Here is a 23,799-nt window from a genome sequence, read left to right as displayed (position 1 = left end):
ATGCATAATGAACAAGATAAACAAGGTCAATGTGGCACTGGCCAATGCGGCTGTAACAGCCAGTCTGACGTGGTGAATACCTTCGAACCGCAAGCTAATCACGGTTTTGTTTTAACCGAACATGAGCGTGCGGAAATTGAAGGGGAAAAACACCACTACGAAGATGCACGCGCGGCGTCAATTGAAGCGCTGAAAATTGTGCAAAAAAATCGTGGCTGGGTAGAAGATGGCGCTATTCACGCTATCGCTGAAGTTTTAGGCATTCCTGCGAGTGACGTAGAAGGCGTGGCAACATTCTATAGCCAAATTTTCCGCCAACCAGTGGGTCGCCACATTATTCGTTATTGCGACAGCGTTGTTTGCCATATTACGGGCTACCAAGGCTTAGAAGCTGAAATTATTAAACAGCTGAGTATTCGCCCAGGTCAAACCACCGCTGATGGTCGCTTTACGCTGCTGCCAACCTGTTGCTTAGGTAACTGTGACAAGGGTCCAACGATGATGATCGATGACGATACCCACAGTCATGTGCAGCCTGAAAATATTCAAAAGCTACTGGAGCAGTATCCATGACAAACTTCTCCGCAAACCCTGTGATCCGTACTGCGGAAACTCATCCATTAACTTGGCGCCTACGCGATGACGCGCAGCCAGTCTGGTTAGATGAGTATCGCAGCAAAAACGGATACAAAGGTGTCGAACGTGCCCTCAAAGGCATGGCTCCTGATGAAGTGGTTAACCTTGTCAAAGACGCCGGACTGAAAGGTCGTGGTGGTGCAGGGTTCTCGACGGGTCTGAAATGGAGCTTAATGCCAAAAGACGAAAACATGAAACTGCGTTATTTCTTATGTAACGCGGATGAAATGGAGCCGGGCACTTATAAAGACCGTTTATTGATGGAACAACTACCTCACTTATTAGTGGAAGGGATGATCATCGGCGCTTATGCATTAAAAGCCTACCGTGGTTATATCTTCTTACGTGGTGAATATGTTGAAGCGGCGAAACATTTACGTCGCGCCATCGAAGAAGCCAAAGCAGCGGGTCTCTTAGGTAAAAACATTCTCGGTTCGGGCTTTGATTTTGAGCTATTTGTGCATACCGGTGCAGGTCGTTATATCTGTGGTGAAGAAACCGCACTGATTAACTCCCTTGAAGGTCGTCGTGCAAACCCACGCTCTAAACCACCATTCCCTGCAAGTTCAGGTGCATGGGGTAAACCGACCTGCGTTAATAACGTCGAAACTATCTGTAACGTGCCTGCAATTCTAGAGCACGGTGACCAGTGGTATATCGATTTAAGTGCGGGCAAGAGTAAAGACGCGGGCACTAAGCTGATGGGCTTCTCTGGACGTGTGAAAAATCCAGGTCTGTGGGAACTGCCATTTGGTACAACGGCGCGCGAAGTCTTAGAAGATTACGCGGGCGGTATGCGTGATGGATTAAAACTCAAAGCATGGCAACCGGGTGGTGCAGGAACTGACTTCCTGACCAACGATCACCTCGATTTACCGATGGATTTCGAAAACATTGCAAAAGCAGGCAGCCGTTTAGGTACAGCGCTAGCGATGGCAGTCGATAACGAAATTAACATGGTTTCTTTAGTGCGTAACTTAGAAACCTTCTTTGCGCGTGAATCCTGTGGTTGGTGTACACCGTGCCGTGATGGTCTGCCGTGGAGCGTAAAAATTCTACAGGCACTGGAAAAAGGCGAAGGTCAAGAAGGGGATATCGAAACTCTTGAACAGCTTTGCCGTTTCTTAGGACCCGGCAAAACCTTCTGTGCACACGCACCGGGTGCGGTTGAGCCATTACAAAGCGCCATCAAATATTTCCGTGGAGAGTTCGAAGCGGGTATCTCGAAAAAAGATCTGCGTAACATCGTACAGATTGCTGGGATCCAGCCAAACCTGCTCAAGCAGCGTTGGTAAGCATTTAGCGATTGAGCAACCGCTAAACGAATTTTTGACGAAGAACGTATTTATGTTTAACGCCTGCTAAAGCGGGCCTTTGGGAAGCATGCTGACTATGGCTACGATATATGTAGACGGCAAAGAATATGACGTAAACGGGTCTGAAAACCTGTTACAAGCCTGCTTATCGTTGGGGCTAGATATTCCTTATTTTTGCTGGCATCCGGCGCTGGGAAGCGTTGGCGCTTGCCGCCAGTGTGCGGTGAAGCAGTATCAAAACGCGGATGACACTCGTGGTCGCCTCGTGATGTCTTGTATGACACCGGCAACGGAAGGCACTTACATCTCAATCGATGATGAAGAAGCCAAACAATTCCGTGAAAGTGTTGTTGAATGGCTGATGACCAACCACCCACACGACTGTCCAGTCTGTGAGGAAGGCGGTAACTGCCACTTACAAGATATGACGGTGATGACCGGTCATACCATGCGTAAGTATCGTTTTACAAAACGCACGCACGTAAACCAAGATCTCGGTCCATTCATTAGTCATGAAATGAACCGCTGTATCGCGTGTTACCGTTGCGTTCGTTACTACAAAGATTATGCCGATGGCACCGACTTAGGTGTATATGGTGCGCATAACTATGTCTACTTTGGTCGTACTGAAGATGGCACGCTGGAAAGTGAATTTTCCGGTAACCTCGTCGAAGTGTGCCCAACAGGGGTATTCACCGACAAAACGCACTCAGAACGCTATAACCGTAAATGGGATATGCAATTTGCACCGGGTATCTGCCAACAGTGCAGCATCGGTTGTAACACCAGCCCAGGTGAGCGTTATGGTGAACTGCGCCGTATTGAAAACCGCTATAACGGTTCTGTAAACCATTACTTCCTGTGTGACCGTGGTCGCTTCGGTTATGGTTACGTAAACCGTAAAGACCGTCCTCGCCAAGCGCTGTTAACGAAAGATGGCGTCCAGCAGGTGGTTTCGGCGATTGAAGCGATGCAAAGCGGTGCGCAGATCATCAATCATGCGAAGAAAGTGATTGGTATCGGTTCTCCACGTGCTAGCGTTGAAAGCAACTACGCACTGCGTGCTTTAGTCGGTGCGGAAAACTTCTACTCCGGCATTTCTAAGGATGAACAGCGTCGCTTAGCGCTGATGCAAAACATCCTGCAAAACGGCGGTGTTTACACCCCTACATTGCGTGAAATCGAAGGCTACGATGCCGTTTTAGTTCTGGGTGAGGATTTGACTCAGACGGGCGCACGTATGGCATTATCTGTTCGCCAAGCGGTGAAAGGTAAAGCCCGTGAAATGGCAGCGGCACAGAAAGTTGCTGACTGGCAAATCGCGGCTATCCAAAACATTGGTCAACACGCCAAGTATCCACTGTTTATCACTAACGTGGATGACACGCGTTTAGATGATGTAGCGGCTTACAACTACCGTGCACCAGTGGCGGATCAAGCGCGTTTCGGTTTTGCGATTGCTAACCTGATCAACGGTGACGCACCAGCAGTGAATGATTTACCGGCTGATGTGAAAGCGAAAGTAGAAACTGTGGCTCAAGCTTTAGCGGGTGCGAAAAAACCTCTGATTATCAGTGGTAGCCATAGCGCTAGCGATGCAGTGATCGAAGCCGCAGCTAACGTGGCATTTGCGCTGAAAGCGAAAGGGGCGAACGTCGGTCTGTCTTATGTCGCATCTCATGCCAACAGCTTTGGCCTCGCGATGATGAACGCATTGCCATTAGAAAATGCTTTCTCACGCATTGAAGCGAACGAAGCGGATGTGGCTATCGTGATGGAAAATGACCTTTATCGTCATAGCACCGTGGATGCCGTCAATAGCGCATTAGCGAAATTGAAGCACCTGATCGTGGCAGACCATCAGCACACGGACATCATGGATAAAGCGACATTAGTGCTACCAGCGGCAAGTTTTGCTGAAGCAGACGGTACGCTTATCAACCAAGAAGGTCGTGCTCAACGCTTCTTCCAAGTCTTTGACCCAACTTACTACGATAACAGCATCGTGATGAACGAAAGCTGGCGCTGGATGCATTCTCTGCAAACTGAAGCGCAGCAACGTGATGCCGATTGGTCACAATTAGACCACGTTATCGAAGAGTGTGTGGCTGCACTGCCGCAGTTTGCGGGTATTAGAGATACGGCACCGAAAGCCTCTTTCCGCATTCGTGGACAGAAACTGGCGCGTGAACCGCATCGTTACAGCGGCCGTACGGCAATGCTGGCGGACAAATCGGTTCATGAACCGCGTCAACCGCAAGATATCGACTCACCATTTGCGTTCTCAATGGAAGGGAATAACCAACCGAAAGCGCCACGCCAGCAAATTCCATTTGCATGGGCACCGGGCTGGAACTCACCACAAGCATGGAACAAATTCCAAGCCGAGGTGGGCGGACACTTACTGTTTGGTGATCCGGGTGTGCGTTTATTCAATTCGACAGAAGGCAAATTAGCGTACTTCACTGAGGTTCCTGCGGCTTACCAAAGCGGCGAAGCACAGTGGGTTGTGGCGCCTTACTATCATCTATTTGGTAGTGATGAAACCTCACAACGTTCTGATGTGATCCAGCAACGTATGCCAGAGCCTTATATCATGTTGAACGCGCAAGATGCGGCGACACTCGGTCTAAATGCTGGCGTAAAAGCTGAATTTAGTCATGCAGGTCAAACCTTTAATCTGCCAGTGCGCATTAGTCAGCACCTTGCTGTGGGTCAAATCGGTTTACCTCTGGGTATGCCGGGAATTGCTCCGGTAATGGCGGGCGTGTCAGTGAATAATCTGCGGAGGGGCGCATGATGGATTGGATTTCTCCTGCGGTGATGGAAGTCCTGATTTCCATCCTTAAATCGGTTGTTATCTTGCTGGTTGTCGTGACCTGCGGGGCATACATGAGTCTCGGCGAACGCCGTATTCTCGGTCTATTCCAGAACCGTTACGGTCCAAACCGTGTAGGTCCATTTGGAATGGGGCAACTGATTGCCGACATGTTCAAAATGTTGTTTAAAGAGGACTGGATCCCAGAGTTTGCGGACAAGAAAATCTTTACGCTTGCACCAGTTATCGCATTTTGTTCTCTGTTCTTAGCGTTTGCCATTGTGCCAGTCAGTCCGACTTGGCACGTCGCTGATCTGAACATCGGGATCTTATTCTTCCTGATGATGGCAGGTCTGGCTGTGTACGCGGTACTGTTCGCCGGTTGGTCAAGTAACAACAAATACTCCTTATTGGGTGCGATGCGTGCATCGGCTCAAACGGTGAGTTATGAAGTGTTCTTAGGCTTGTCACTAATGGGTGTGGTCGCGCAAGCGGGTTCATTCAACTTAATCGACATCGTGAATTCCCAAGAAGGTATGTGGAACGTGATCCCACAATTCTTTGGTTTTATCACGTTTGCGATTGCGGGTGTCGCGGTATGTCACCGTCACCCATTTGACCAGCCAGAAGCGGAGCAAGAGATTGCCGACGGTTACCATGTGGAATATTCCGGTATGAAATTCGGTCTGTTCTTCGTGGGTGAATATATCGGTATCGTGACTGTGTCTGCGCTGATTGTAACGCTGTTCTTTGGTGGTTGGCATGGTCCGTTCCTGCCTGCTTTCCTGTGGTTTGCGATTAAAACAGCCTTCTTCATGATGATGTTCATCTTGATCCGTGCTTCATTACCGCGCCCACGTTATGACCAAGTAATGTCCTTCGGCTGGAAAATTTGTCTGCCACTGACACTGCTTAACCTGCTGGGTACCGCAGCAGTGATTTTATACAACGCTCAGTAAGGGGTGATTGAACCATGACATTAAAAGAGTTATTGGTCGGTTTCGCCACCCAAGTACGCAGTATTTGGATGGTGGGTCTACATGCGTTCGATAAACGGGAAACGCAAATGTACCCAGAAGAGCCGGTTTATCTGCCACCCCGTTACCGTGGGCGCATCGTGCTAACGCGCGATCCTGATGGTGAAGAGCGTTGTGTTGCGTGTAACTTGTGTGCGGTTGCTTGCCCAGTGGGATGTATTTCACTGCAAAAAGCCGAGCACGAAGATGGACGCTGGTATCCCGAATTTTTCCGCGTGAACTTCTCTCGCTGCATTTTCTGTGGTCTGTGTGAAGAGGCTTGCCCAACCACGGCAATCCAATTGACGCCAGATTTCGAAATGGCAGATTGGCGTCGTCAGGATCTGGTTTATGAGAAAAACGACCTGTTGATTTCAGGGCCGGGTAAATATCCTGATTACAACTTTTACCGTAAATCAGGTATGGCGATCGCAGGTAAAGATAAAGGCGAAGCGGATAACGAAGCGAAACCTATCAACGTCAAAGACCTGTTGCCGTAAGGAGCGATATTCATGGAATTTACATTTTATATCGCCGGTCTAGTTGCTGTTCTAGCAACTTTGAGGGTGATTACTAATACTAATCCAGTGCATGCGCTACTGTATCTGGTGGTTTCTCTGTTGGCACTGTCAATGGTGTTCTTCTCGCTCGGTGCGTATTTTGCCGGAGCATTGGAGATTATCGTTTACGCTGGCGCCATTATGGTTCTGTTTGTTTTCGTGGTGATGATGTTGAACTTAGGTCGCTCAGTACAAGAACAAGAGCGTGCTTGGTTAACACCGAAAACGTGGATTGGTCCCGCAGTGTTATCTGCCGTTTTACTGGGCATTTTAGTGTATGGGATCACCAGCCTTTCTCACCAAGAAAAAACGGAAGGTGTGATTATCACAGCGAAAGAAGTGGGTATCAGCTTGTTTGGTCCTTACGTCTTAGCCGTTGAATTAGCATCGTTATTATTACTCGCGGGTCTGGTTGTTGCCTTCCACGTGGGTCGTGACCGTTCAGAAAACAGCGCTGATCTTGTCAGCAACAGCCGTAATGCGGGGGAGAAACAATGATACCTCTTCAACATGGTCTGATTTTAGCGGCAATTATCTTTGTAATGGGACTGAGCTGTCTTGTTATTCGCCGTAACCTGCTTTTCATGCTGATCGGACTGGAAATCATGGTGAACGCAACGGCATTAGCCTTTGTGGTCGCAGGCAGTTTTTGGGGGCAACCAGATGGTCAGATTATGTATATTCTGGCAATCACTCTGGCGGCAGCGGAGGCGAGTATTGGATTGGCGTTGTTACTGCAACTCCATCGTCATCGTCAAAACCTGAACATTGATAAAGTCAGTGAGATGCGCGAATGAACTTACTCTATTTAACGATTCTGTTCCCGCTGTTAGGGTCTGTGCTTCTCGCATTTTCCCGCGGTCGTTGGTCAGAAAATGTATCCGCGATTATCGGTGCAGGCTCAGTGGGTCTGGCCGCTCTAGTTGCATTTTATGCAGGCTCTGAGTTTTTAACTCATGAAGCTGGGTATGTTTATCCACAAATGTTATGGACTTGGATGTCTGTGGGTAATTTCACTATCCCATTTAGCCTATCTCTTGATGGTCTTTCACTGACCATGTTAGGTGTGGTAACGGGTGTGGGCTTCCTTATTCATGTGTATGCCTCTTGGTATATGCGTGGCGAGGAAGGTTACTCACGTTTCTTCACTTACACTAACCTGTTTATCGCGAGCATGGTGGTATTAGTGCTGGCCGATAACATGATGCTGATGTATCTCGGTTGGGAAGGGGTAGGGCTGTGTAGTTATCTGTTGATTGGTTTCTATTACACCAACCCAGAGAACGGTAAAGCGGCAATGAAAGCCTTCTTCGTGACCCGTATCGGTGACGTGTTCTTGGCTATCGGCATGTTTATCCTGTACAACGAATTGGGCACCTTAAACTTCAGCGAAATGGCACAACGTGCGACTCAGTTGTCTCCGGAAGGCTTATCGATGCTGAACTGGGCAACGCTGATGTTATTAGGTGGTGCGGTCGGTAAATCAGCTCAGCTGCCATTACAAACATGGTTAGCCGATGCGATGGCGGGTCCAACCCCAGTTTCTGCGCTGATCCACGCCGCAACCATGGTTACTGCGGGTGTGTACTTAATCGCGCGTACTCATGGACTATTCCTGTTAACCCCAGACATTCTGCATTTAGTGGGTGTTGTGGGTGCGGTAACATTGCTGTTTGCAGGTTTCGCAGCACTGGTTCAAACGGATATCAAACGTGTTCTTGCTTACTCGACTATGAGCCAGATTGGTTACATGTTCTTGGCCCTGGGCGTACAAGCATGGGATGCGGCAATTTTCCACTTAATGACTCACGCCTTCTTCAAAGCATTACTGTTCCTGTCCGCAGGTTCGGTGATCATCGCGTGTCATCACGAGCAAAACATCTTCAAGATGGGTGGCCTGCGTAAGCAAATTCCATTCGTTTATATTGTGATGTTAATCGGTGGTAGTGCATTGGCCGCGTTGCCTCTGTTTACTTCTGGTTTCTACAGTAAAGATGCCATCTTGTGGGGCGCGAAAGTGGATGGACAAACTGTGCTGTTATGGGCGGGTATCCTCGGTGCATTAATGACCGCAATTTACACCTTCCGTATGATTTTCATCGTGTTCCACGGTGAAGCAAAAATCAAAACGCATAAAGTTAAAGGCATCACTCACACTGTACCACTGGCTATTTTGGCAATTCTCGCAACCTTCGTGGGTGCGATGATCCATCAGCCATTAGAGGGCGTATTCCCTGCAAAACCAATGGAAGCTGAAGACGGTAAACTGTTCATCGAAGCTATCTCGGGTGGTTTTGCTATCGCAGGTCTGTTGATTGCGACGTTCCTCTATCTGTTTAGACGTTCTATCGTTGATGCGATTGCGAAAACAGCAATTGGTCGTTTCTTCTCTACGTGGTGGTACCACGCATGGGGCTTCGACTGGTTGTATGATGTAATTTTTGTAAAACCTTTCAAAGGGATTGCATGGTTACTCGAAAGCGATCCGATTAACTCACTGATGAATATCCCTGCACATCTTTCACGTTGGGCAAACAAAGGACTAGCAGTGAGTGAAAACGGTCAGATCCGTTGGTATGTTGCCTCTCTGGGGCTGGGTGCAGTGCTGATTCTTGCTCTGCTGCTTTTGGTTTAATTAAGGGACACATTGCGCCATGCAATTATATTGGCTAATACTTATTCCCTTTATCGGTGCCCTGCTAAGCTGGCAGGCTGACCGATTCAGTCACCGCGCACCTCGTTGGGTTGCGCTGGGGACGATGGGGATCACGCTTATCCTTGCGGTACTATTTTGGGCGCAAGGGGATTATTCGCTGGTTAACCCGCAAGGTATTCCAGAGTGGCAAAACACATACTCAACGGAATGGATCCCTGCGCTAGGTATCAATTTCTCGTTAGCGGTTGATGGATTATCGCTGTTGATGGTGGTGTTAACCGCCATCATGGGCGCGTTTTCAATCCTCAGTTCGTGGAGCGAGCAGCAAGAGAACCAAGGTGCTTATCACTTTAACCTGTTATGGATTATTGCAGGTGTAATGGGGATCTTTACGGCGGTTGACCTGTTCTTATTCTTCTTCTTCTGGGAGATGATGTTGATCCCGATGTACTTCCTGATTGCGAATTGGGGACACAAAGGGTCAGGTAACCGTCAGCATGTTAAGGCAGCGACAAAATTCTTTATCTATACGCAAGTCAGCGGTTTGATCATGCTGGTGGCGATTGTCGGCTTGGTTATCCTTCACTGGATTGCGTTCAATGAACTGACATTCGACTATAACGCGTTATTAGGTACTGAAAGTGCGTTGTCAGGTACTGCTAGTTTCTTACTGATGCTGGGCTTCTTTATTGCTTTCGCAGTAAAAATGCCATTAGTGCCATTCCACGGCTGGATGGCCGATACCCAAGAACAATCGCCAACGGCGGGTTCTGTCGATATCTCCGGTATCATGCTGAAAACAGCCGCATACGGTTTATTACGTTTTGTACTGCCACTGTTTCCTGAAGCTTCACTGCAATTCACGCCAGTGGCAATGACGCTGGGTGTGATCAGTATCTTCTACGGTGCATGGTTAGCATTCAAACAGACGGATATTAAACGTTTAGCGGCGTACAGTAGCTTGTCCCACATGGGCTTTGTGACTGTGGCTATCTACGCAGCATCAACACTGGCCTATCAAGGTGCTGTGGTGCAAATGATTACTAACGGTCTGTCGGGTGCGGCGCTGATTATTATCAGTGGTCAGTTGTACGAACGTACTCAGACCCGTGATATGCGTATGATGGGTGGATTATGGAAACGCATCAAATGGTTACCGGGTTTATCCTTATTCTTTGCCGCAGCAACTTTAGGTATGCCGGGCACAGGTAACTTTATCGGCGAATTCATGATCTTCTTCGGTAGCTTCAGCCAATTCACATTAGTGACCTGCATTATGGTGTTTGGTGTGGTGTTTGCCTCTATCTATGCACTATGGATGATGCAGCAGACTTACTACGGAACGCCGAAATCAGAAACTGAACTGAAAGGGCTAACGGCTCGTGAGTTTGGTGTTTTACTGGTTCTGGCGGCTTTATTGGTTATCATTGGTTTCTACCCACAACCTATCTTAGATACGTCTGCGGGTTCGATGGAAACACTGCATAACCTGTATTCTGCTTCACTTTCAACACAAGGGTAGTAATTCGCCATGACAATAACAACTTTAGAATTGTTAGCAATGCTGCCGTTAATCCTTTCCGGATTGACCGCAGTGATTGTGATGCTGTCAATTGCGTGGCGGCGAGATCACTTAACCAGTGCCGCAATAACGGTTGTTGGCTTTCTCCTGACATTTGTTTCACTGATTTGGGTTAATGGCTATGCCATTCCTACATCAGTGGGCGAGGAAGCATTACTGCCAAGAGCAGTGACTTCACTGCTGTTAGTTGATGGTTTTGCTCTGTTCTACTCGGGACTGGTTCTGATCGCAGGTATGGGTACCGCTATTTTTGCTTATCATTGGTTAGAAGGCTTTAATGATAACAAAGAAGAGTTTTACCTCTTATTGAGCATTGCGGTAACGGGTGGCGTTCTGCTGGGAATGTCGAACCATATGGCTTCGATGTTCATCGGTATCGAATTGATCTCTATCCCACTGTTTGGTTTGGTTGCTTATACCTTTGAGCGCAGCCGTACTTTGGAAGCGGGTATCAAGTATATGGTGTTATCCGCAGCCGCGTCTTCATTCCTGCTGTTTGGTATCGCTTTATTATACGCAGAATCAGGTAGCTTAAGCTTCAGCGTAGTCGGTCAAAGCTTAGCGAATAGCAGCATTCACGCGCCTCTGATTTTAGTTGGTTTAGGCATGATGATTGTGGGCTTCGGCTTTAAATTATCGTTGTTCCCATTCCAATTATGGACACCAGACGTTTATCAAGGTGCGCCTGCGCCTGTTGCCGCTTTCTTAGCAACCGGCAGTAAAATCGCTATCTTTGCGGTATTGGTTCGTATCTTCTTAGAAGCACCGATTACACATGTTGATGGTATCGCGCAAACAGATACGTTATTAGCTGTTGTTGGTGTGATTGCAATTGCGTCAATCTTGTTTGGTAACTTACTGGCATTGACTCAGAAGAGCGCTAAGCGTCTGCTTGGTTACTCGTCTATCGCCCATATGGGTTACTTACTGGTTACGTTAGTGGCAATGCGTGTGGATGCTCAATTGGCACAAGTCACTATTGCTATCTACCTGGTGAGCTATTTATTAGCGAGCTTGGGTGCATTTGGTGTGGTTAGCGTGATTTCGAGCCCATACCGTGGTGATGACCAAGATGACTTCAGTGCATTCCGCGGCTTATTCTGGCACAAGCCAGTCTTGGCAATGGTGATGACAGTGATGATGTTATCTCTAGCGGGTATTCCAATTACGCTTGGATTCATCGGTAAGTTCTATGCCATTCTTTCGGCCGTTTACGCACAATTGTGGTGGTTAACAGGGGCTGTTGTGGTAGGTAGTGCACTTGGATTATTCTACTACTTGCGCTTTATGGCGAGCTTGTATAGCCGTGATGCAGAACATGCAGACCGTTATACTGGCCCACAAAAAATGACGTTGGGAACTGTGTTTGCGGCGCTGTGTGCGATAGCGGTTATCGTGTTTGGTCTGTGGCCACAACCGATTATTGATATTGCTACATCAACACTGCCATCTCTTAACTAAGTTTAGATAGATAACTCGTTTAGAGTAAACAAATCAGTTCCGATAAAAGCCCCGCTACTTAACAGTAACGGGGCTTTTTTTAATCTGGTAATTGTCGTTGATATTGATACTCAATATCGTTCAAATAGGTCATTAGCATTTGGCTAACGGTCTTAATTTGACTGAAATTCAAACACTCCTCAGAGACTTTCTCACTCATAAACCCACACCAAGATTCCCAATAAGATTTTAAAGCACTAGATTGAGTGATAATGGTCTGTTTGTGGACCTCTATTTGATTGATATCATTGGCATAGCTCATGAGCTGCGAGAGTCGAAATATATTATTATCCATCGTATTTATCTCTTCTCGCGCTTCAATAATTTGGTCACTGATATAGATTCTTACATCAACAAGTTGACTAAATTCGAGCCCATCATCCACCATCGTTAATAAGTTACGGATATAACTAATAGCCGCTTTCAGAATGTCTTTTTTATTTGGTTGAATATCAATAGAGTCGATAAGTTCTTTCCCTTGAAAATAGCGGTCAAAGAAATCTGTAATTTTATGTTTTAATATAATATCTTCCGCTGCAAGGATTACAGAGAGATTGTTATTTAATTCATTAACCTTGGATTGCTTACTATTTTTAGAGTTCACAAGAAACTCTTTTTGCTTGGCATATTGCGAATGCTTTAGTTTGTTAGGCTCATTTAAATGAAAAACTAATAATGATTCTAATGTATAGCGTGTTTTTGAAATAAGTTTTTCAATTTCAAATTTGACATCCATTAAGTCATCTACAAAGCCTGTAATCGCAATCTTTCGGCGCATATCTGATAAATCATCACTATTTTCAGACGATAGCAATGCATAATCATCATTTTTAATAATATAATTCAATTTAATTTTTAGAATAGGAACGGAATTTCTAATCAGTTCATTGAGCCTTTCAATCTTAATTGCGATTTTTTGAATTCGACCATAGATAATATAATCATAGTTAAGGATATTTTTATTAAAAGAACTAATGCTATTTGAAATACACCTTAATTGGTAGATGTCAATGGAGGGTAACATAGGTAAATCGAGGTTATCATGCATATTAACGCCTTTTATTGTGAGTTTTTTTCATTGATTTGTAGCTCATCAAATAGCTTAATCAAATGAACTGAATAATCTTGAATAGAAGTCCAAGATGTGATGATACGTTTGAATTGCGTGATAAACCGGATCAGTTTTTCTGCATTGTTTATCCTTGCAAATATATCAATAGATTGTTTAACCTCTGTGAGGATCACGAGCCACATATAATCTAAGTGGTCAATAGCGAGGCGTGCATCTTTAAATAAGCCTTCAATTTTTTGCAAATTAATTTGAATATCAAAGATAGTTTTCTGTAGTAGCTCTTCTTGATGCAATTTGTGATTTATTTCTTCGATTTCTTTAATTAACTTATTCTTCCTATCTCGGATGCTTTCTGCTTTTACGCCAAAAATACTGCTTGTAATCACTAAACCAATAATGCCTCCAGCAAGTCCTGTAAAACAAAGCTTAACAAAGTGGTTATACTCCTGCTCTAATTGGTGTAGTTCATTTTTCTTAAAGGCGATAAGTTCTTTATAGAATGACTCGTTATTGCTGGGGTCCTCGTTAGATTCTAATTGTTGATATAGTCCTTTTATTGTGAAGAGTAATGAATCTACATGGGTATAGTCTGAAAGATATCCACCGGTAATATGAGATCGAAAATCTGAGACTGTGTTTTTAATTTGAATGGTTTTAATTGATTGCTGTTTTATATCTCCTTTTATTAAATGCAGAATACTTAAAAGCTCGGTGGCAATTTGTTGGTCGTCGTTTTGGTATGTAATCTGATTTAAATCACTCTCCGATAAATCTTCTAAACTGTCTGAGATTTTTTGAATAATCGGCATATGGTTAATATATTCAAGAATTTGGGCGCCAGTTTGTATGATATTACGACTGGTTAAAGATAAATCGATAGATTGCTCTTTCACTTTGAGCTCAACATTATCCCAGGTGTTGGCGTGTTTACGAATACTCAGGATTATCTCAGTTAACTCATTAGCTGGCAGTAATGAATCATTTTCATCATTAATACCGAACCATTTGAAAATATCAATTTCTTTAGTGGGAAGGGTTAAAGCAAACTGGACGTGCCGGTGAATATTAATTAAATCTTCAAGGGTGAATATACCTGCGGATCTTGCGGATAAGGAATCTTGATTGGTTAATAATGCCAATGTTGCATCGCCAATGTTTTCCTTTTCAATAATTCGGTCATAGTTAAGCTGAGTATTCATTCTGGATTTCCAATTAATTAAATAAAGATGGAATGATAAAGTTAGAGAGCTAATTATCTTATTACTTAGATGATTAATTTATCGATTTACGTTTCGTTTTTAATAGTTATAAGATTCTAATGATGATGAATTTCGATTTACTGTGAAATTTTTATCGTTATAAGTTTTTAATAGTAATAAACAATAGGCTTATCACGTTCAAAGTTATAACGCATAACCTACTAGAAACGTAGAGCTTATGTTGATATTAAAAAATGAAAATCAGCGCTAAAAAATAACTCATTGGTTGTAGTTTTAAATATTTATCTATTACATAAATTACCATTTTCAAATCTAGATATAGAGCCGTCACTGAGTTTCTAAGTGAATGTTATGGTTTTTAAATAATAAGAAATTAGTCTTAATTAGAATTCAATATCTAGAATCAATTAGAGAATAAAAATAGTTTATAAGGTGAATTATTAATATTTTATATTTAATTCGTAACTTGATAGTCAATTTATACAAATAAGAAGGGTATAAGCTCTTATTTAACAGCTTGATATGACATGATTTCGAAAACGTGCACATGTCGTAAGCGTATCATTTTTGATTTTTACCTGACGGTTTTTTAAACATCTTGTGCTATTAATAATGAATGTATTAATAAATTACATTGCGATATATAATAATTATAAGTAAATCGATGTCGTTGTGATGTGCAGTGGGAATCTAAAGTGACAAAAACAAAAATTGATAAATTATTAGCTGAAATTCTGACCCATTTGTCTACATTAGTACTCAATTCTAACGAATATATCCGCTTAGCGTGGAAGATGGACGCAAAAGAGGCGTTTCCGGGATTAGCGTGGTTATCATCTCAAGATAGCTACCCTCAGTTCTATTGGTATCATCGTACTGGTTCCGAGGAATGCAGTGCTTTAGGCACAGTAAAATCATTTAATGCGATCACGGATGCTGAGCAATTTATCTCCGAGCATACTGAAATTCCTGATATGCGATTATGGGGGCTAAATGGTTGGAATGGTGTGGGTGAAGGTATCAGTGAAACCCTTAAGCGAGAATCCGCATTCTATTTTCTACCTCGATTAGAAATCTTCCGCTTGCGCTCAACGGTGACTGTTGCGCTAAACATTGATGGTGCTGAGGATCTCCAAGCCGCAATTGCCTTTGTACGGCAGCTAAATTCGGTATCGAACGATGTATCCCCATTATCCACTCAAATCATTGGGCAGCAGCATATTCCCGATCATGATGAATGGTGTGCGTTACTCACTGGGGCAATTCACGATATGCGCGCAGGCAAAATGGAAAAGGTGGTGATGGCACGGGAAACCAAATTGTCTCTATCTCAGCCTATAACTGTGGCGGAGTTTCTATCCGCTAGCCAAAAAGTGAATCACCATTGCTACCATTTTATGATGGCGTTTAGTGCGCATTCCGGCTTTATGTCATCGACGCCAGAGCGTCTTTACTTGCGCCAAGGTACTCAACTTAACTCTGAAGCATTAGCTGGCACGGTTGCGAACCATGTCGATGATTCGATTGCGGCTGAAAATGCTAAATGGTTAATGGAAGACAGTAAAAACCAGCATGAAAATTTAGTGGTGGTTGATGATATTTGTCAGCAATTACAAGGTGCAGTAACAGGTATTGATGTTTCACCCGCGAAGGTGATCCGACTGAGAAAAATCCAACATTTATATCGCTCTATTGCAGCAACGCTGCTAGCGCCTTCAGACAGTGACTGTTTGCAGCGTTTACAACCGACAGCAGCGGTATGTGGTTTACCCCGTCGCGTTGCCCGTGAATTCCTTGCTGAGCACGAGCCATTTTCTCGTGGGTGGTATGCTGGAACAGGTGGCTTTATCAGTTTAAATCGCAGTGAGTTTGCGGTTTCGCTGCGTTGTGCTCAAATTGATGGCGCCCAAATTTCCCTCTATTCAGGCGCAGGGATTGTGAGCGGTTCAGATCCCGAGCAAGAGTGGGAAGAAATTGAAAACAAAGCGGCTGGGCTAAAATCCTTACTGAAAACGCAATGAAAAACCAAGCACAATGAAAAACAGGCTAAAAACCCTATAGCTAAAATGGTTATTTCTTTTTTATTTTCAATTAGTTCATGAAAAATTGTTTTGAGATCAAGAAATTTTTCTCAATCCTATTACACTCAGCATCATGAATAATTTACCGAGCACATTATGTCGAATTCAGCATTTAATCTCCGTTGGGCTGAGGTAATTATTGAGGCGCTAGCCCGCCACGGAATGAAAAATATCTGTATTGCTCCCGGCTCTCGCTCCACGCCGTTAACGTTAGCTGCTGCAAATAATGCAAAACTTCATTGCCATACGCACTTTGATGAGCGCGGATTAGGCCATCTTGCTCTTGGGCTTGCGAAAGCGAGTGGCGAACCTGTTGGCGTGATTGTCACCTCTGGTACGGCGGTCGCTAACCTGTATCCCTCATTGATAGAAGCCGGATTAACGGGGGAAAAAGTCATTTTCCTCACAGCAGATAGGCCACCAGAATTAATTGACTGTGGTGCCAATCAGGCTATCCGCCAAACCCATATTTTTGCTAGTCATCCGTTTGAAAATCTCATGTTACCAAGACCTACTCGCGATATTTCAGCGAAATGGTTGGTTTCTGCGCTAGATAACGGTATGAATCAGTTACGCCATGGTGCATTTCATGTGAACTGCCCTTTTGCTGAACCATTATATGGTGAAACGGAAGGGGAAACTGAGTGGCAAGCGAGTTTAGGTGATTGGTGGCAATCGTCTCACCCGTGGCTAAGTGAACCTCCGACCCATGCTGTCGCATTGGTGGCGGATTGGTATTTTTGGCGCCAGAAAAAAGGGGTCGTTATCGCTGGGCGTATGAGCAGCAGTGATGGCGAGCTTGTTGCAAAGTGGGCTGCAGAACTTGGCTGGCCAGTTATCGGTGATGTGCTCTCTCAGACTGGACAACCTTATCCATGCGCTGATTTATGGTTACAGCACCCAAACGCCAAAGCGTGGTTAGATGAAGCAGAATTAGTGGTTCAATTTGGCTCCAGCATAACAGGAAAACGCGCATTACAGTGGCAAAGCCAGTGTCATCCTCAAGAGTACTGGATAATTGATACCATCCCTGGGCGTTTAGATCCTGCCAACCATCAGGGTCGTAAACTCACTTGCAGCGTAAAAGGGTGGATAGAGCAACATCCTGCTCAACCGCGCGGTGCATGGTGCGAAGGCTTAATGGACTTAACAAATCGTACCTTGCAACATGTTCAAGCCCAGCTGCAAAACCAATTTTCTGAAGCTGCGGTAGCGCATCAACTCCCAGAGCTTCTCCCGCCTCGCGGACAACTTTTCGTGGGGAATAGCTTAATTGTGCGTTTAATTGATGCACTGGCTCAATTGCCTGCGGGTTACCCGGTATTTAGTAACCGTGGCGCCAGTGGTATCGAGGGGCTGATCTCGACGATGGCTGGCGTACAGCGAGCAACAGCGAAGCCAACACTCGGTATCGTCGGAGACATCTCCGCCCTGTATGACTTAAACAGTCTGGCATTGTTGCGTGAACCTTCAGCCCCTAGCGTATTGATTATAGTAAACAATAATGGCGGACAAATTTTCTCGATGCTGCCAACCTCCCCAGAAGCTCGCCAAAACTATTATTGCATGCCACAAAATGTGAGCTTTGAAGGTGCGGCGATGATGTTTGGTCTGCAATACTGCGCGCCAACAGATTGGTCGAGCTTAAAAGAGACAGTGCAAGAATTCTGGCTCAAGCAACACGGTACACTGCTGATTGAGTTAGTGGTTGATGGGGATGAAGGTGCCCGAACACTCAAACAGCTACTGCAAGACGTGGAAAGTTTACCGTGCTAGCTGCGCACTATTATCCGAGTCAGGAACAGACTGCCAACGGCGAAAAAACACCGTGGTTAGTTTTCCTTCATGGTTTATTAGGTAGTCACGATGATTGGTCATCGATTGTTGCGGCTTGCCCCAATTATCCGCGTTTAGTGGTCGATTTGCCGGGGCATGGTGATTCACACCGCATCGATTGCCAAGGCTTTATAGATTTTGACAAGCAACTGACTCAGCTGTTAGCGCATTACTCGGCTTCACAATTTGTGTTGATTGGCTATTCGCTCGGTGCACGCTTAGCGATGCACTTTGCCTGCTTTAGCGCTCATAAAGGGCTACAAGGCTTGGTGATAGAGGGGGGCAACGTCGGTTTACAGAGTGAACAAGAACGTATTGCGCGTGCGGATAACGACCATCGCTGGGCAGAACGTTTTCGACATCAGCCTATCGAACAGGTTTTGAATGACTGGTACCAACAAGCGGTTTTTGCCGACCTTACTCTTGCCCAACGTGAAAAGCTGGTAGCACTCCGAGGTCAAAATAACCCATTGGCGGTTGCTGATATGCTGGAAAATACGTCGCTATCCAAACAACCATTTTTAGTTGAGTCACTAAAGCAATTATCGGTCCCTTACTGCTATTTTTGCGGTGAGAAAGACCAAAAATTTCGAGGCGTTTCGCAACAATATGCATTGCCGTTTACGCTAATTGAGAATGCAGGGCATAATGCGCATCGGGAAAATCCCCAACATTATGCAGCTGCACTTCACTATTTTTTATCACACTGTGGTTAAAGGAACTTGATAATGATTTATCCAAGCGAAGAAAAACTGTACGCACCGATTGAGTGGCAAGATTGCTCAGAAGGTTTTGACGATATTCGATATCACAAATCCCCAGAAGGGATTGCTAAAATTACCATTAACCGCCCTGAAGTTCGCAATGCATTCCGTCCTCAAACCGTGAAAGAGATGATCCAAGCATTGTCAGACGCGCGTTATGACGACCATATCGGGACTATCATCCTAACGGGTGAAGGCGAAAAAGCCTTCTGTGCAGGTGGTGACCAGAAAATCCGTGGTGACTACGGCGGGTATCGCGATGAAAGCGGTACGCACCATCTGAACGTATTAGATTTCCAACGTCAAATTCGTACCTGTCCAAAACCTGTCGTGGCAATGGTTGCTGGTTTCTCTATCGGTGGCGGTCACGTTTTACATATGATGTGTGATTTAACTATCGCAGCCGATAACGCGATTTTCGGTCAAACCGGCCCTAAAGTTGGCTCGTTTGATGGCGGTTGGGGCGCATCTTATATGGCGCGTATCGTCGGTCAAAAGAAAGCCCGTGAAATTTGGTTCCTGTGCCGTCAATACAATGCCCAAGAAGCGTTAGACATGGGTCTGGTAAACACCGTTGTCCCTTATGCTGACTTAGAAAAAGAAACCGTACGCTGGTGCCGTGAAATGCTGGAAAACAGCCCAATGGCATTACGTTGCTTGAAAGCAGCACTGAACGCTGATTGTGATGGTCAAGCGGGTCTGCAAGAGCTAGCGGGTAACGCAACGATGCTGTTCTATATGACGGATGAAGGTCAAGAAGGGCGTAACGCATTCAACGAAAAACGTGCGCCAGATTTCTCTAAATATAAGCGTAACCCATAATGAGAAAAGCCAAACTTTACTCGTTCAGCCTGCCGATGGAGGCAGGCGTTATCCTTCGCTATCAACGACTAAAAACCCGTGATGGGCTTTTGGTGTGTTTACAAGATGGGGATAGCGAAGGCTGGGGGGAAATTTCACCTCTGCCAGAATTTAGCCGTGAAACCTTGGAGGAAGCAACCGCAGAAACCATCGCATGGCTAAATGAATGGGTGAATGAGGGCACAATGACGCCAAGCCATTTACCTTCAGTTGCCTTTGGCTGTAGCTGTGCATTAGCAGAGCTGACCGGTGAGCTTCCACAACAAGCGGATTATCGTAAAGCGCCATTATGCAGCGGTGACCCTGATGACCTGATCCTAAGTCTTGATGCTATGGACGGGGAAAAAGTCGCCAAAGTGAAAGTGGGGCTCTACGAAGCGGTACGTGATGGCATGGTGGCAAACTTATTATTGGAAGCGGTGCCTGAGCTAAAGCTGCGTTTAGATGCTAACCGTAGCTGGACTCGAGCAAAAGCAGATGGCTTTGCTAAATATGTGAATCCAGATTACCGTGCACGAATTGCGTTCCTTGAAGAGCCATGTAAAACCCGTGAGGAATCTTTGCAATTTTCCGCGGAGACTGGCATCGCTATCGCATGGGATGAAAGTGTGCGTGAAGAAGGCTTCAAGGTTGAAGCACAGCCGGGTGTGGCGGCGATTATCATTAAGCCGACCTTAACGGGCAGCTTGAGTTATTGCCGTAGTTTGGTGGAACAAGCTCATCAGTTAGGGATGCAAGCCGTGATCAGTTCCTCCATCGAAAGTAGCTTTGGTTTAACCCAATTGGCGCGGGTCGCAAATTGGTTAACACCGAACACCATCCCTGGTTTAGATACGGTTTCACTGATCCAATCTCAGTTAGTGAGGCCTTGGCCACAATGCCAAATTCCTGTTCAACAGTTAGATGAGCTGACCGTTGTATGGCAGAGTTAGCATCATCGTCTAGCCGCTTTACCGACTGGCCTTGGCAGCATTGGGCCAGTCTTCAACCAAATAACATCGCACTTTTTACGGATACCGAATCGGTAACGTGGGCGGCGTTAAATCAGCAGATTGCCGATTTAGTCACTTACTTTACGATGCAAGGTGTGCAAGAAGGGCAATGTGTCGCTTTGCGCGGTAAAAACTCCGTCGAACTGCTACTCAGTCAATTGTCATTGTTAGCTTGTGGGGCGAAAGTTTTGCCTCTCAATCCTCGCCTTCCTGAGCGGTTATTAAATGAATTATTACCGCATCTTGATATTGGTGCAGTGATTGATTTTACCGATGAGCAGAACGCGTTAGCGGATTATCGCCATTTGGATCACCAGCTTTATTCTCATTTTATTGAATATGATGATTTCCCTTCGGTGAGTTTTCAGAAAATCGCTGAGCAACCTGCAACGTTAATTTTAACTTCAGGTTCAACAGGGTTACCTAAAGCGGCAGTACACAGTGTTTCGGCTCATTTGAACAGTGCGGCTGGCGTACTGAATGCCATGAATTATCAGCAAGAGGATTGCTGGTTACTCTCGTTGCCATTATTTCACGTTTCAGGGCAAGGGATTGTATGGCGTTGGTTACTGAGTGGTGCAAAACTCGCTATTCGTTCTACACCATTGCCAGAGGCATTACAGGGTGTCACCCATGCATCATTAGTGCCGACTCAGCTATGGCGGTTACTGAATGACGAGATGCCATTAAATATTTCGTTAAAAGAAGTGTTGTTGGGTGGCGCCATGATCCCAACCAGTTTAACGGCGCTAGCCGAGCAGCGTGGTATTGTATGCTGGAGCGGTTATGGGATGACGGAAATGGCGTCAACCGTGTGTGCTAAACGTACAGATGGTAAGAAAGGCGTGGGGCTTCCGTTAACGGGTAAACAAGTACGGCTGGTGGATGATGAAATTCAAATTCAGTCGGACAGCCAATCCTTAGGGTATTGGTTTGATGGGCAATTACATCCTTTAAATTTAGTGGATGGCTGGTTTAAAACCAATGACAAAGGCGCCTTTATTGATGGTGAATATCAGGTTTTAGGCCGTTTGGATAATCTGTTTATCAGTGGTGGGGAGTGTGTGCAGCCGGAAGATATTGAAGCGGTGATCAATGCGCATCCTGATGTGCACCAAAGCTTTGTTGTTCCTGTTGATGATGTGCAATTTGGGCAGCGCCCGGTGGCAGTTATTGACGCGGATGAATCAATGGATTTAAACATGCTGGCGGATTGGCTAAAAGATAAATTAGCCCCGTATCAATTCCCAATGGCATTTTATCGTTTAGATCCTGAATTGAAAGCTGGGGGGATTAAAGTGTCTCGCAAGCAGGTGAAGCAGTGGGTGTTAACACAAAGACAGTGATGAATTAAACGCGGAATGAATTAAGGAATAGATAAAAAGCGCTAGAAAGCTCTAGCGCTTGGTTATAACAGGAAATGCTTGTTTATTTCAGTGCATTCAACGCTTTTTCAACACCCGCACCATATTCTGGGTGCACTTTCTTAAACAACTCGATTTGACGTTTTTGCGTCTCTTCTGACGCTTCAATCAACTCGCCCGCTAAACGTTGGAACATACGTTGGTGTTCGGCATCGTCCAGTAATTCATACAGTGCACGAGGCTGGCTGAAGTAATCTTCATCTTCACGGTGATTCCAGTGATCAGCCGCACCTTCGATGGATAATGGCGGTTCGCTGTAGTCCGGTTGTTCTTGGAACATACCTGCGCTGTTTGGCTCATAGGTTACGGTATTGCTGCTATTGCCATCAACGCGCATTGCACCATCACGATGATAATTGTGGAATGGGCAGCGCGGCGCATTCACCGGAATTTGATAGTGGTTAATACCTAAACGGTAACGCTGAGTATCCCCGTAAGAGAATAAGCGGCCTTGCAGCATTTTGTCTGGAGAGAACCCAATTCCCGGAACGATATTCGCAGGGCTAAATGCCGCTTGTTCCACATCTGAGAAATAGTTATCTGGGTTACGGTTCAGTTCAAAATATCCCACATCAATCAATGGATAATCTTTGTGTGGCCACACTTTGGTTAGATCAAATGGGTTATAAGGGACGGTTGACGCCTCTTTTTCTGGCATGATCTGAATCTGTAAGTTCCAGCGAGGATATTCTTTACGTTGGATAGCATCGAACAGGTCACGTTGAGAGCTTTCACGATCTTTACCAATCAGCGCTTCTGCTTCGTCATCCATAAGGTTTTCGATACCTTGCTGGCTACGGAAGTGGAATTTCACCCAAAAACGTTCGTTATTCGCATTGATAAAGCTATAGGTATGGCTACCAAAGCCATGCATAAAGCGATAGCTTTTTGGTAATCCACGGTCGCTCACATCAATGGTTAATTGATGCAGTGCTTCAGGTAAATGAGAGAAGAAATCCCATTTATAGGCTGCACTACGCATATTGGTGTAAGGGCAGCGTTTAACGACGTGGTTTAAGTCTGGAAATTTCAGCGGGTCACGCAGATAGAATACAGGGGTGTTGTTGCCCACCATATCCCAGTTACCTTCTTCGGTATAAAATTTCATGGCAAAACCACGAATATCGCGCTCGGCATCAGCGGCACCACGTTCACCTGCTACGGTGGAGAAGCGGACAAATAAATCAGTTTTTTTGCCAATTTCACTGAATAATTTAGCACGGGTATAGCGGGTAATGTCATGGGTGACCGTGAAAGTACCGAATGCGCCTGAACCCTTAGCGTGCATACGGCGCTCTGGGATCACTTCACGATCGAAGTGGGCGAGCTTTTCCAAAAACCAAACATCTTGCAACAGCATCGGGCCACGTTTGCCCGCTGTCATCACGTTATTGTTATCCACTACAGGTGCGCCTGAAGCGGTAGTTAGACCTCTTTTTTTCATCACAATACTCCCAAGCTATTA

General features: G+C 45.4%; 19 protein-coding genes. 16 read left to right on the top strand and 3 right to left on the bottom strand.

Translation table 11 applies throughout. The features are described from left to right. The 10 genes from nuoE (at position 1) to nuoN (ending at position 12,045) form a co-directional block, all read left to right on the top strand. Positions 1-573, top strand: a complete 573-nt coding sequence (gene nuoE / locus H0913_RS11725; RefSeq protein ID WP_225575697.1) for an NADH-quinone oxidoreductase subunit NuoE — start codon at positions 1-3, stop codon at positions 571-573. After that, positions 570-1,931, top strand: coding sequence for an NADH-quinone oxidoreductase subunit NuoF (gene nuoF, locus H0913_RS11720; RefSeq protein ID WP_036952742.1), 1,362 nt, complete (start codon positions 570-572; stop codon positions 1,929-1,931). Before nuoE ends, nuoF begins: the two co-directional genes overlap by 4 nt. Before the next feature lie 88 nt (positions 1,932-2,019). Then, on the top strand, positions 2,020-4,752 hold the full coding sequence (nuoG, locus tag H0913_RS11715; protein WP_154639263.1) for an NADH-quinone oxidoreductase subunit NuoG: 2,733 nt from the start codon (positions 2,020-2,022) through the stop codon (positions 4,750-4,752). Further along, the gene (nuoH, locus tag H0913_RS11710) at positions 4,752-5,729 is read left to right on the top strand and encodes an NADH-quinone oxidoreductase subunit NuoH (protein WP_036952747.1); all 978 of its coding nucleotides are present in this window, start codon (positions 4,752-4,754) and stop codon (positions 5,727-5,729) included. The genes nuoG and nuoH overlap by 1 nt, the downstream gene beginning before the upstream one ends. Positions 5,730-5,743: 14 nt before the next feature. Then, positions 5,744-6,286, top strand: coding sequence for an NADH-quinone oxidoreductase subunit NuoI (gene nuoI, locus H0913_RS11705; RefSeq protein WP_004259834.1), 543 nt, complete (start codon positions 5,744-5,746; stop codon positions 6,284-6,286). Between the two features lie 12 nt (positions 6,287-6,298). Further along, positions 6,299-6,844: an NADH-quinone oxidoreductase subunit J gene (gene nuoJ / locus H0913_RS11700; RefSeq protein ID WP_036952750.1), complete on the top strand. Its 546-nt coding sequence runs from the start codon at positions 6,299-6,301 to the stop codon at positions 6,842-6,844. Further along, positions 6,841-7,143, top strand: a complete 303-nt coding sequence (gene nuoK / locus H0913_RS11695; RefSeq protein ID WP_006660292.1) for an NADH-quinone oxidoreductase subunit NuoK — start codon at positions 6,841-6,843, stop codon at positions 7,141-7,143. Before nuoJ ends, nuoK begins: the two co-directional genes overlap by 4 nt. Continuing rightward, the gene (nuoL, locus tag H0913_RS11690; RefSeq protein WP_181477304.1) at positions 7,140-8,981 is read left to right on the top strand and encodes an NADH-quinone oxidoreductase subunit L; all 1,842 of its coding nucleotides are present in this window, start codon (positions 7,140-7,142) and stop codon (positions 8,979-8,981) included. The genes nuoK and nuoL overlap by 4 nt, the downstream gene beginning before the upstream one ends. 19 nt (positions 8,982-9,000) lie before the next feature. Beyond that, complete coding sequence (gene nuoM / locus H0913_RS11685) at positions 9,001-10,524, top strand: NADH-quinone oxidoreductase subunit M (protein WP_154602874.1); 1,524 nt, start codon at positions 9,001-9,003, stop codon at positions 10,522-10,524. A 9-nt stretch (positions 10,525-10,533) separates the two neighbouring features. After that, positions 10,534-12,045 carry an NADH-quinone oxidoreductase subunit NuoN gene (nuoN, locus tag H0913_RS11680; RefSeq protein ID WP_181477303.1) on the top strand — a complete coding sequence of 504 codons (1,512 nt, stop codon included), beginning with the start codon at positions 10,534-10,536 and terminating at the stop codon, positions 12,043-12,045. A gap of 79 nt (positions 12,046-12,124) precedes the next feature. Here nuoN and H0913_RS11675 read toward each other — a convergent pair whose 3' ends face one another. Beyond that, entirely contained in the window at positions 12,125-13,132 is a 1,008-nt protein-coding gene (locus H0913_RS11675) for an alpha-xenorhabdolysin family binary toxin subunit B (protein WP_181477302.1), read from the bottom strand. 11 nt (positions 13,133-13,143) lie between these two features. Beyond that, complete coding sequence (locus H0913_RS11670) at positions 13,144-14,355, bottom strand: alpha-xenorhabdolysin family binary toxin subunit A (protein WP_154602871.1); 1,212 nt, start codon at positions 14,353-14,355, stop codon at positions 13,144-13,146. A 716-nt stretch (positions 14,356-15,071) separates the two neighbouring features. Here H0913_RS11670 and H0913_RS11665 point away from each other — a divergent pair. The 6 genes from H0913_RS11665 (at position 15,072) to menE (ending at position 22,256) form a co-directional block, all read left to right on the top strand. Next, positions 15,072-16,397, top strand: a complete 1,326-nt coding sequence (locus H0913_RS11665) for an isochorismate synthase (RefSeq protein ID WP_181477301.1) — start codon at positions 15,072-15,074, stop codon at positions 16,395-16,397. 156 nt (positions 16,398-16,553) lie between these two features. Then, the gene (menD, locus tag H0913_RS11660; RefSeq protein ID WP_181477300.1) at positions 16,554-18,233 is read left to right on the top strand and encodes a 2-succinyl-5-enolpyruvyl-6-hydroxy-3-cyclohexene-1-carboxylic-acid synthase; all 1,680 of its coding nucleotides are present in this window, start codon (positions 16,554-16,556) and stop codon (positions 18,231-18,233) included. After that, positions 18,227-19,009, top strand: a complete 783-nt coding sequence (gene menH, locus H0913_RS11655; RefSeq protein ID WP_181477299.1) for a 2-succinyl-6-hydroxy-2,4-cyclohexadiene-1-carboxylate synthase — start codon at positions 18,227-18,229, stop codon at positions 19,007-19,009. Before menD ends, menH begins: the two co-directional genes overlap by 7 nt. A 12-nt stretch (positions 19,010-19,021) precedes the next feature. Continuing rightward, positions 19,022-19,879, top strand: coding sequence for a 1,4-dihydroxy-2-naphthoyl-CoA synthase (gene menB, locus H0913_RS11650; RefSeq protein WP_154602869.1), 858 nt, complete (start codon positions 19,022-19,024; stop codon positions 19,877-19,879). Further along, on the top strand, positions 19,879-20,850 hold the full coding sequence (gene menC, locus H0913_RS11645) for an o-succinylbenzoate synthase (RefSeq protein WP_154639268.1): 972 nt from the start codon (positions 19,879-19,881) through the stop codon (positions 20,848-20,850). The genes menB and menC overlap by 1 nt, the downstream gene beginning before the upstream one ends. Then, positions 20,838-22,256, top strand: coding sequence for an o-succinylbenzoate--CoA ligase (gene menE / locus H0913_RS11640; protein WP_181477298.1), 1,419 nt, complete (start codon positions 20,838-20,840; stop codon positions 22,254-22,256). The genes menC and menE overlap by 13 nt, the downstream gene beginning before the upstream one ends. A gap of 82 nt (positions 22,257-22,338) precedes the next feature. Here the strand turns inward: menE and H0913_RS11635 are convergent, their stop codons facing one another. Continuing rightward, the gene (locus H0913_RS11635; RefSeq protein WP_154602866.1) at positions 22,339-23,778 is read right to left on the bottom strand and encodes a catalase; all 1,440 of its coding nucleotides are present in this window, start codon (positions 23,776-23,778) and stop codon (positions 22,339-22,341) included. Between the last annotated feature and the right edge of the window lie 21 nt (positions 23,779-23,799).

Source organism: Providencia rettgeri (assembly GCF_013702265.1).
Classification (GTDB): domain Bacteria; phylum Pseudomonadota; class Gammaproteobacteria; order Enterobacterales; family Enterobacteriaceae; genus Providencia; species Providencia zhijiangensis.
The sequence above is the reverse complement of the archived record's forward strand: the minus strand, read 5'-3'. Positions and strand labels throughout refer to the sequence as shown.

Coding starts and splice junctions, on each gene's coding strand:
- H0913_RS11675 (WP_181477302.1), bottom strand. CDS start 13,132: ATGCATGATAACCTCGATTTACCTATGTTACCCTCCATTGACATCTAC.
- H0913_RS11670 (WP_154602871.1), bottom strand. CDS start 14,355: ATGAATACTCAGCTTAACTATGACCGAATTATTGAAAAGGAAAACATT.
- menD (WP_181477300.1), top strand. CDS start 16,554: ATGTCGAATTCAGCATTTAATCTCCGTTGGGCTGAGGTAATTATTGAG.
- nuoM (WP_154602874.1), top strand. CDS start 9,001: ATGCAATTATATTGGCTAATACTTATTCCCTTTATCGGTGCCCTGCTA.
- nuoF (WP_036952742.1), top strand. CDS start 570: ATGACAAACTTCTCCGCAAACCCTGTGATCCGTACTGCGGAAACTCAT.
- nuoG (WP_154639263.1), top strand. CDS start 2,020: ATGCTGACTATGGCTACGATATATGTAGACGGCAAAGAATATGACGTA.
- nuoH (WP_036952747.1), top strand. CDS start 4,752: ATGGATTGGATTTCTCCTGCGGTGATGGAAGTCCTGATTTCCATCCTT.
- menB (WP_154602869.1), top strand. CDS start 19,022: ATGATTTATCCAAGCGAAGAAAAACTGTACGCACCGATTGAGTGGCAA.
- nuoE (WP_225575697.1), top strand. CDS start 1: ATGCATAATGAACAAGATAAACAAGGTCAATGTGGCACTGGCCAATGC.
- nuoL (WP_181477304.1), top strand. CDS start 7,140: ATGAACTTACTCTATTTAACGATTCTGTTCCCGCTGTTAGGGTCTGTG.
- H0913_RS11635 (WP_154602866.1), bottom strand. CDS start 23,778: ATGAAAAAAAGAGGTCTAACTACCGCTTCAGGCGCACCTGTAGTGGAT.
- menE (WP_181477298.1), top strand. CDS start 20,838: ATGGCAGAGTTAGCATCATCGTCTAGCCGCTTTACCGACTGGCCTTGG.
- nuoK (WP_006660292.1), top strand. CDS start 6,841: ATGATACCTCTTCAACATGGTCTGATTTTAGCGGCAATTATCTTTGTA.
- nuoJ (WP_036952750.1), top strand. CDS start 6,299: ATGGAATTTACATTTTATATCGCCGGTCTAGTTGCTGTTCTAGCAACT.
- nuoN (WP_181477303.1), top strand. CDS start 10,534: ATGACAATAACAACTTTAGAATTGTTAGCAATGCTGCCGTTAATCCTT.
- nuoI (WP_004259834.1), top strand. CDS start 5,744: ATGACATTAAAAGAGTTATTGGTCGGTTTCGCCACCCAAGTACGCAGT.
- menC (WP_154639268.1), top strand. CDS start 19,879: ATGAGAAAAGCCAAACTTTACTCGTTCAGCCTGCCGATGGAGGCAGGC.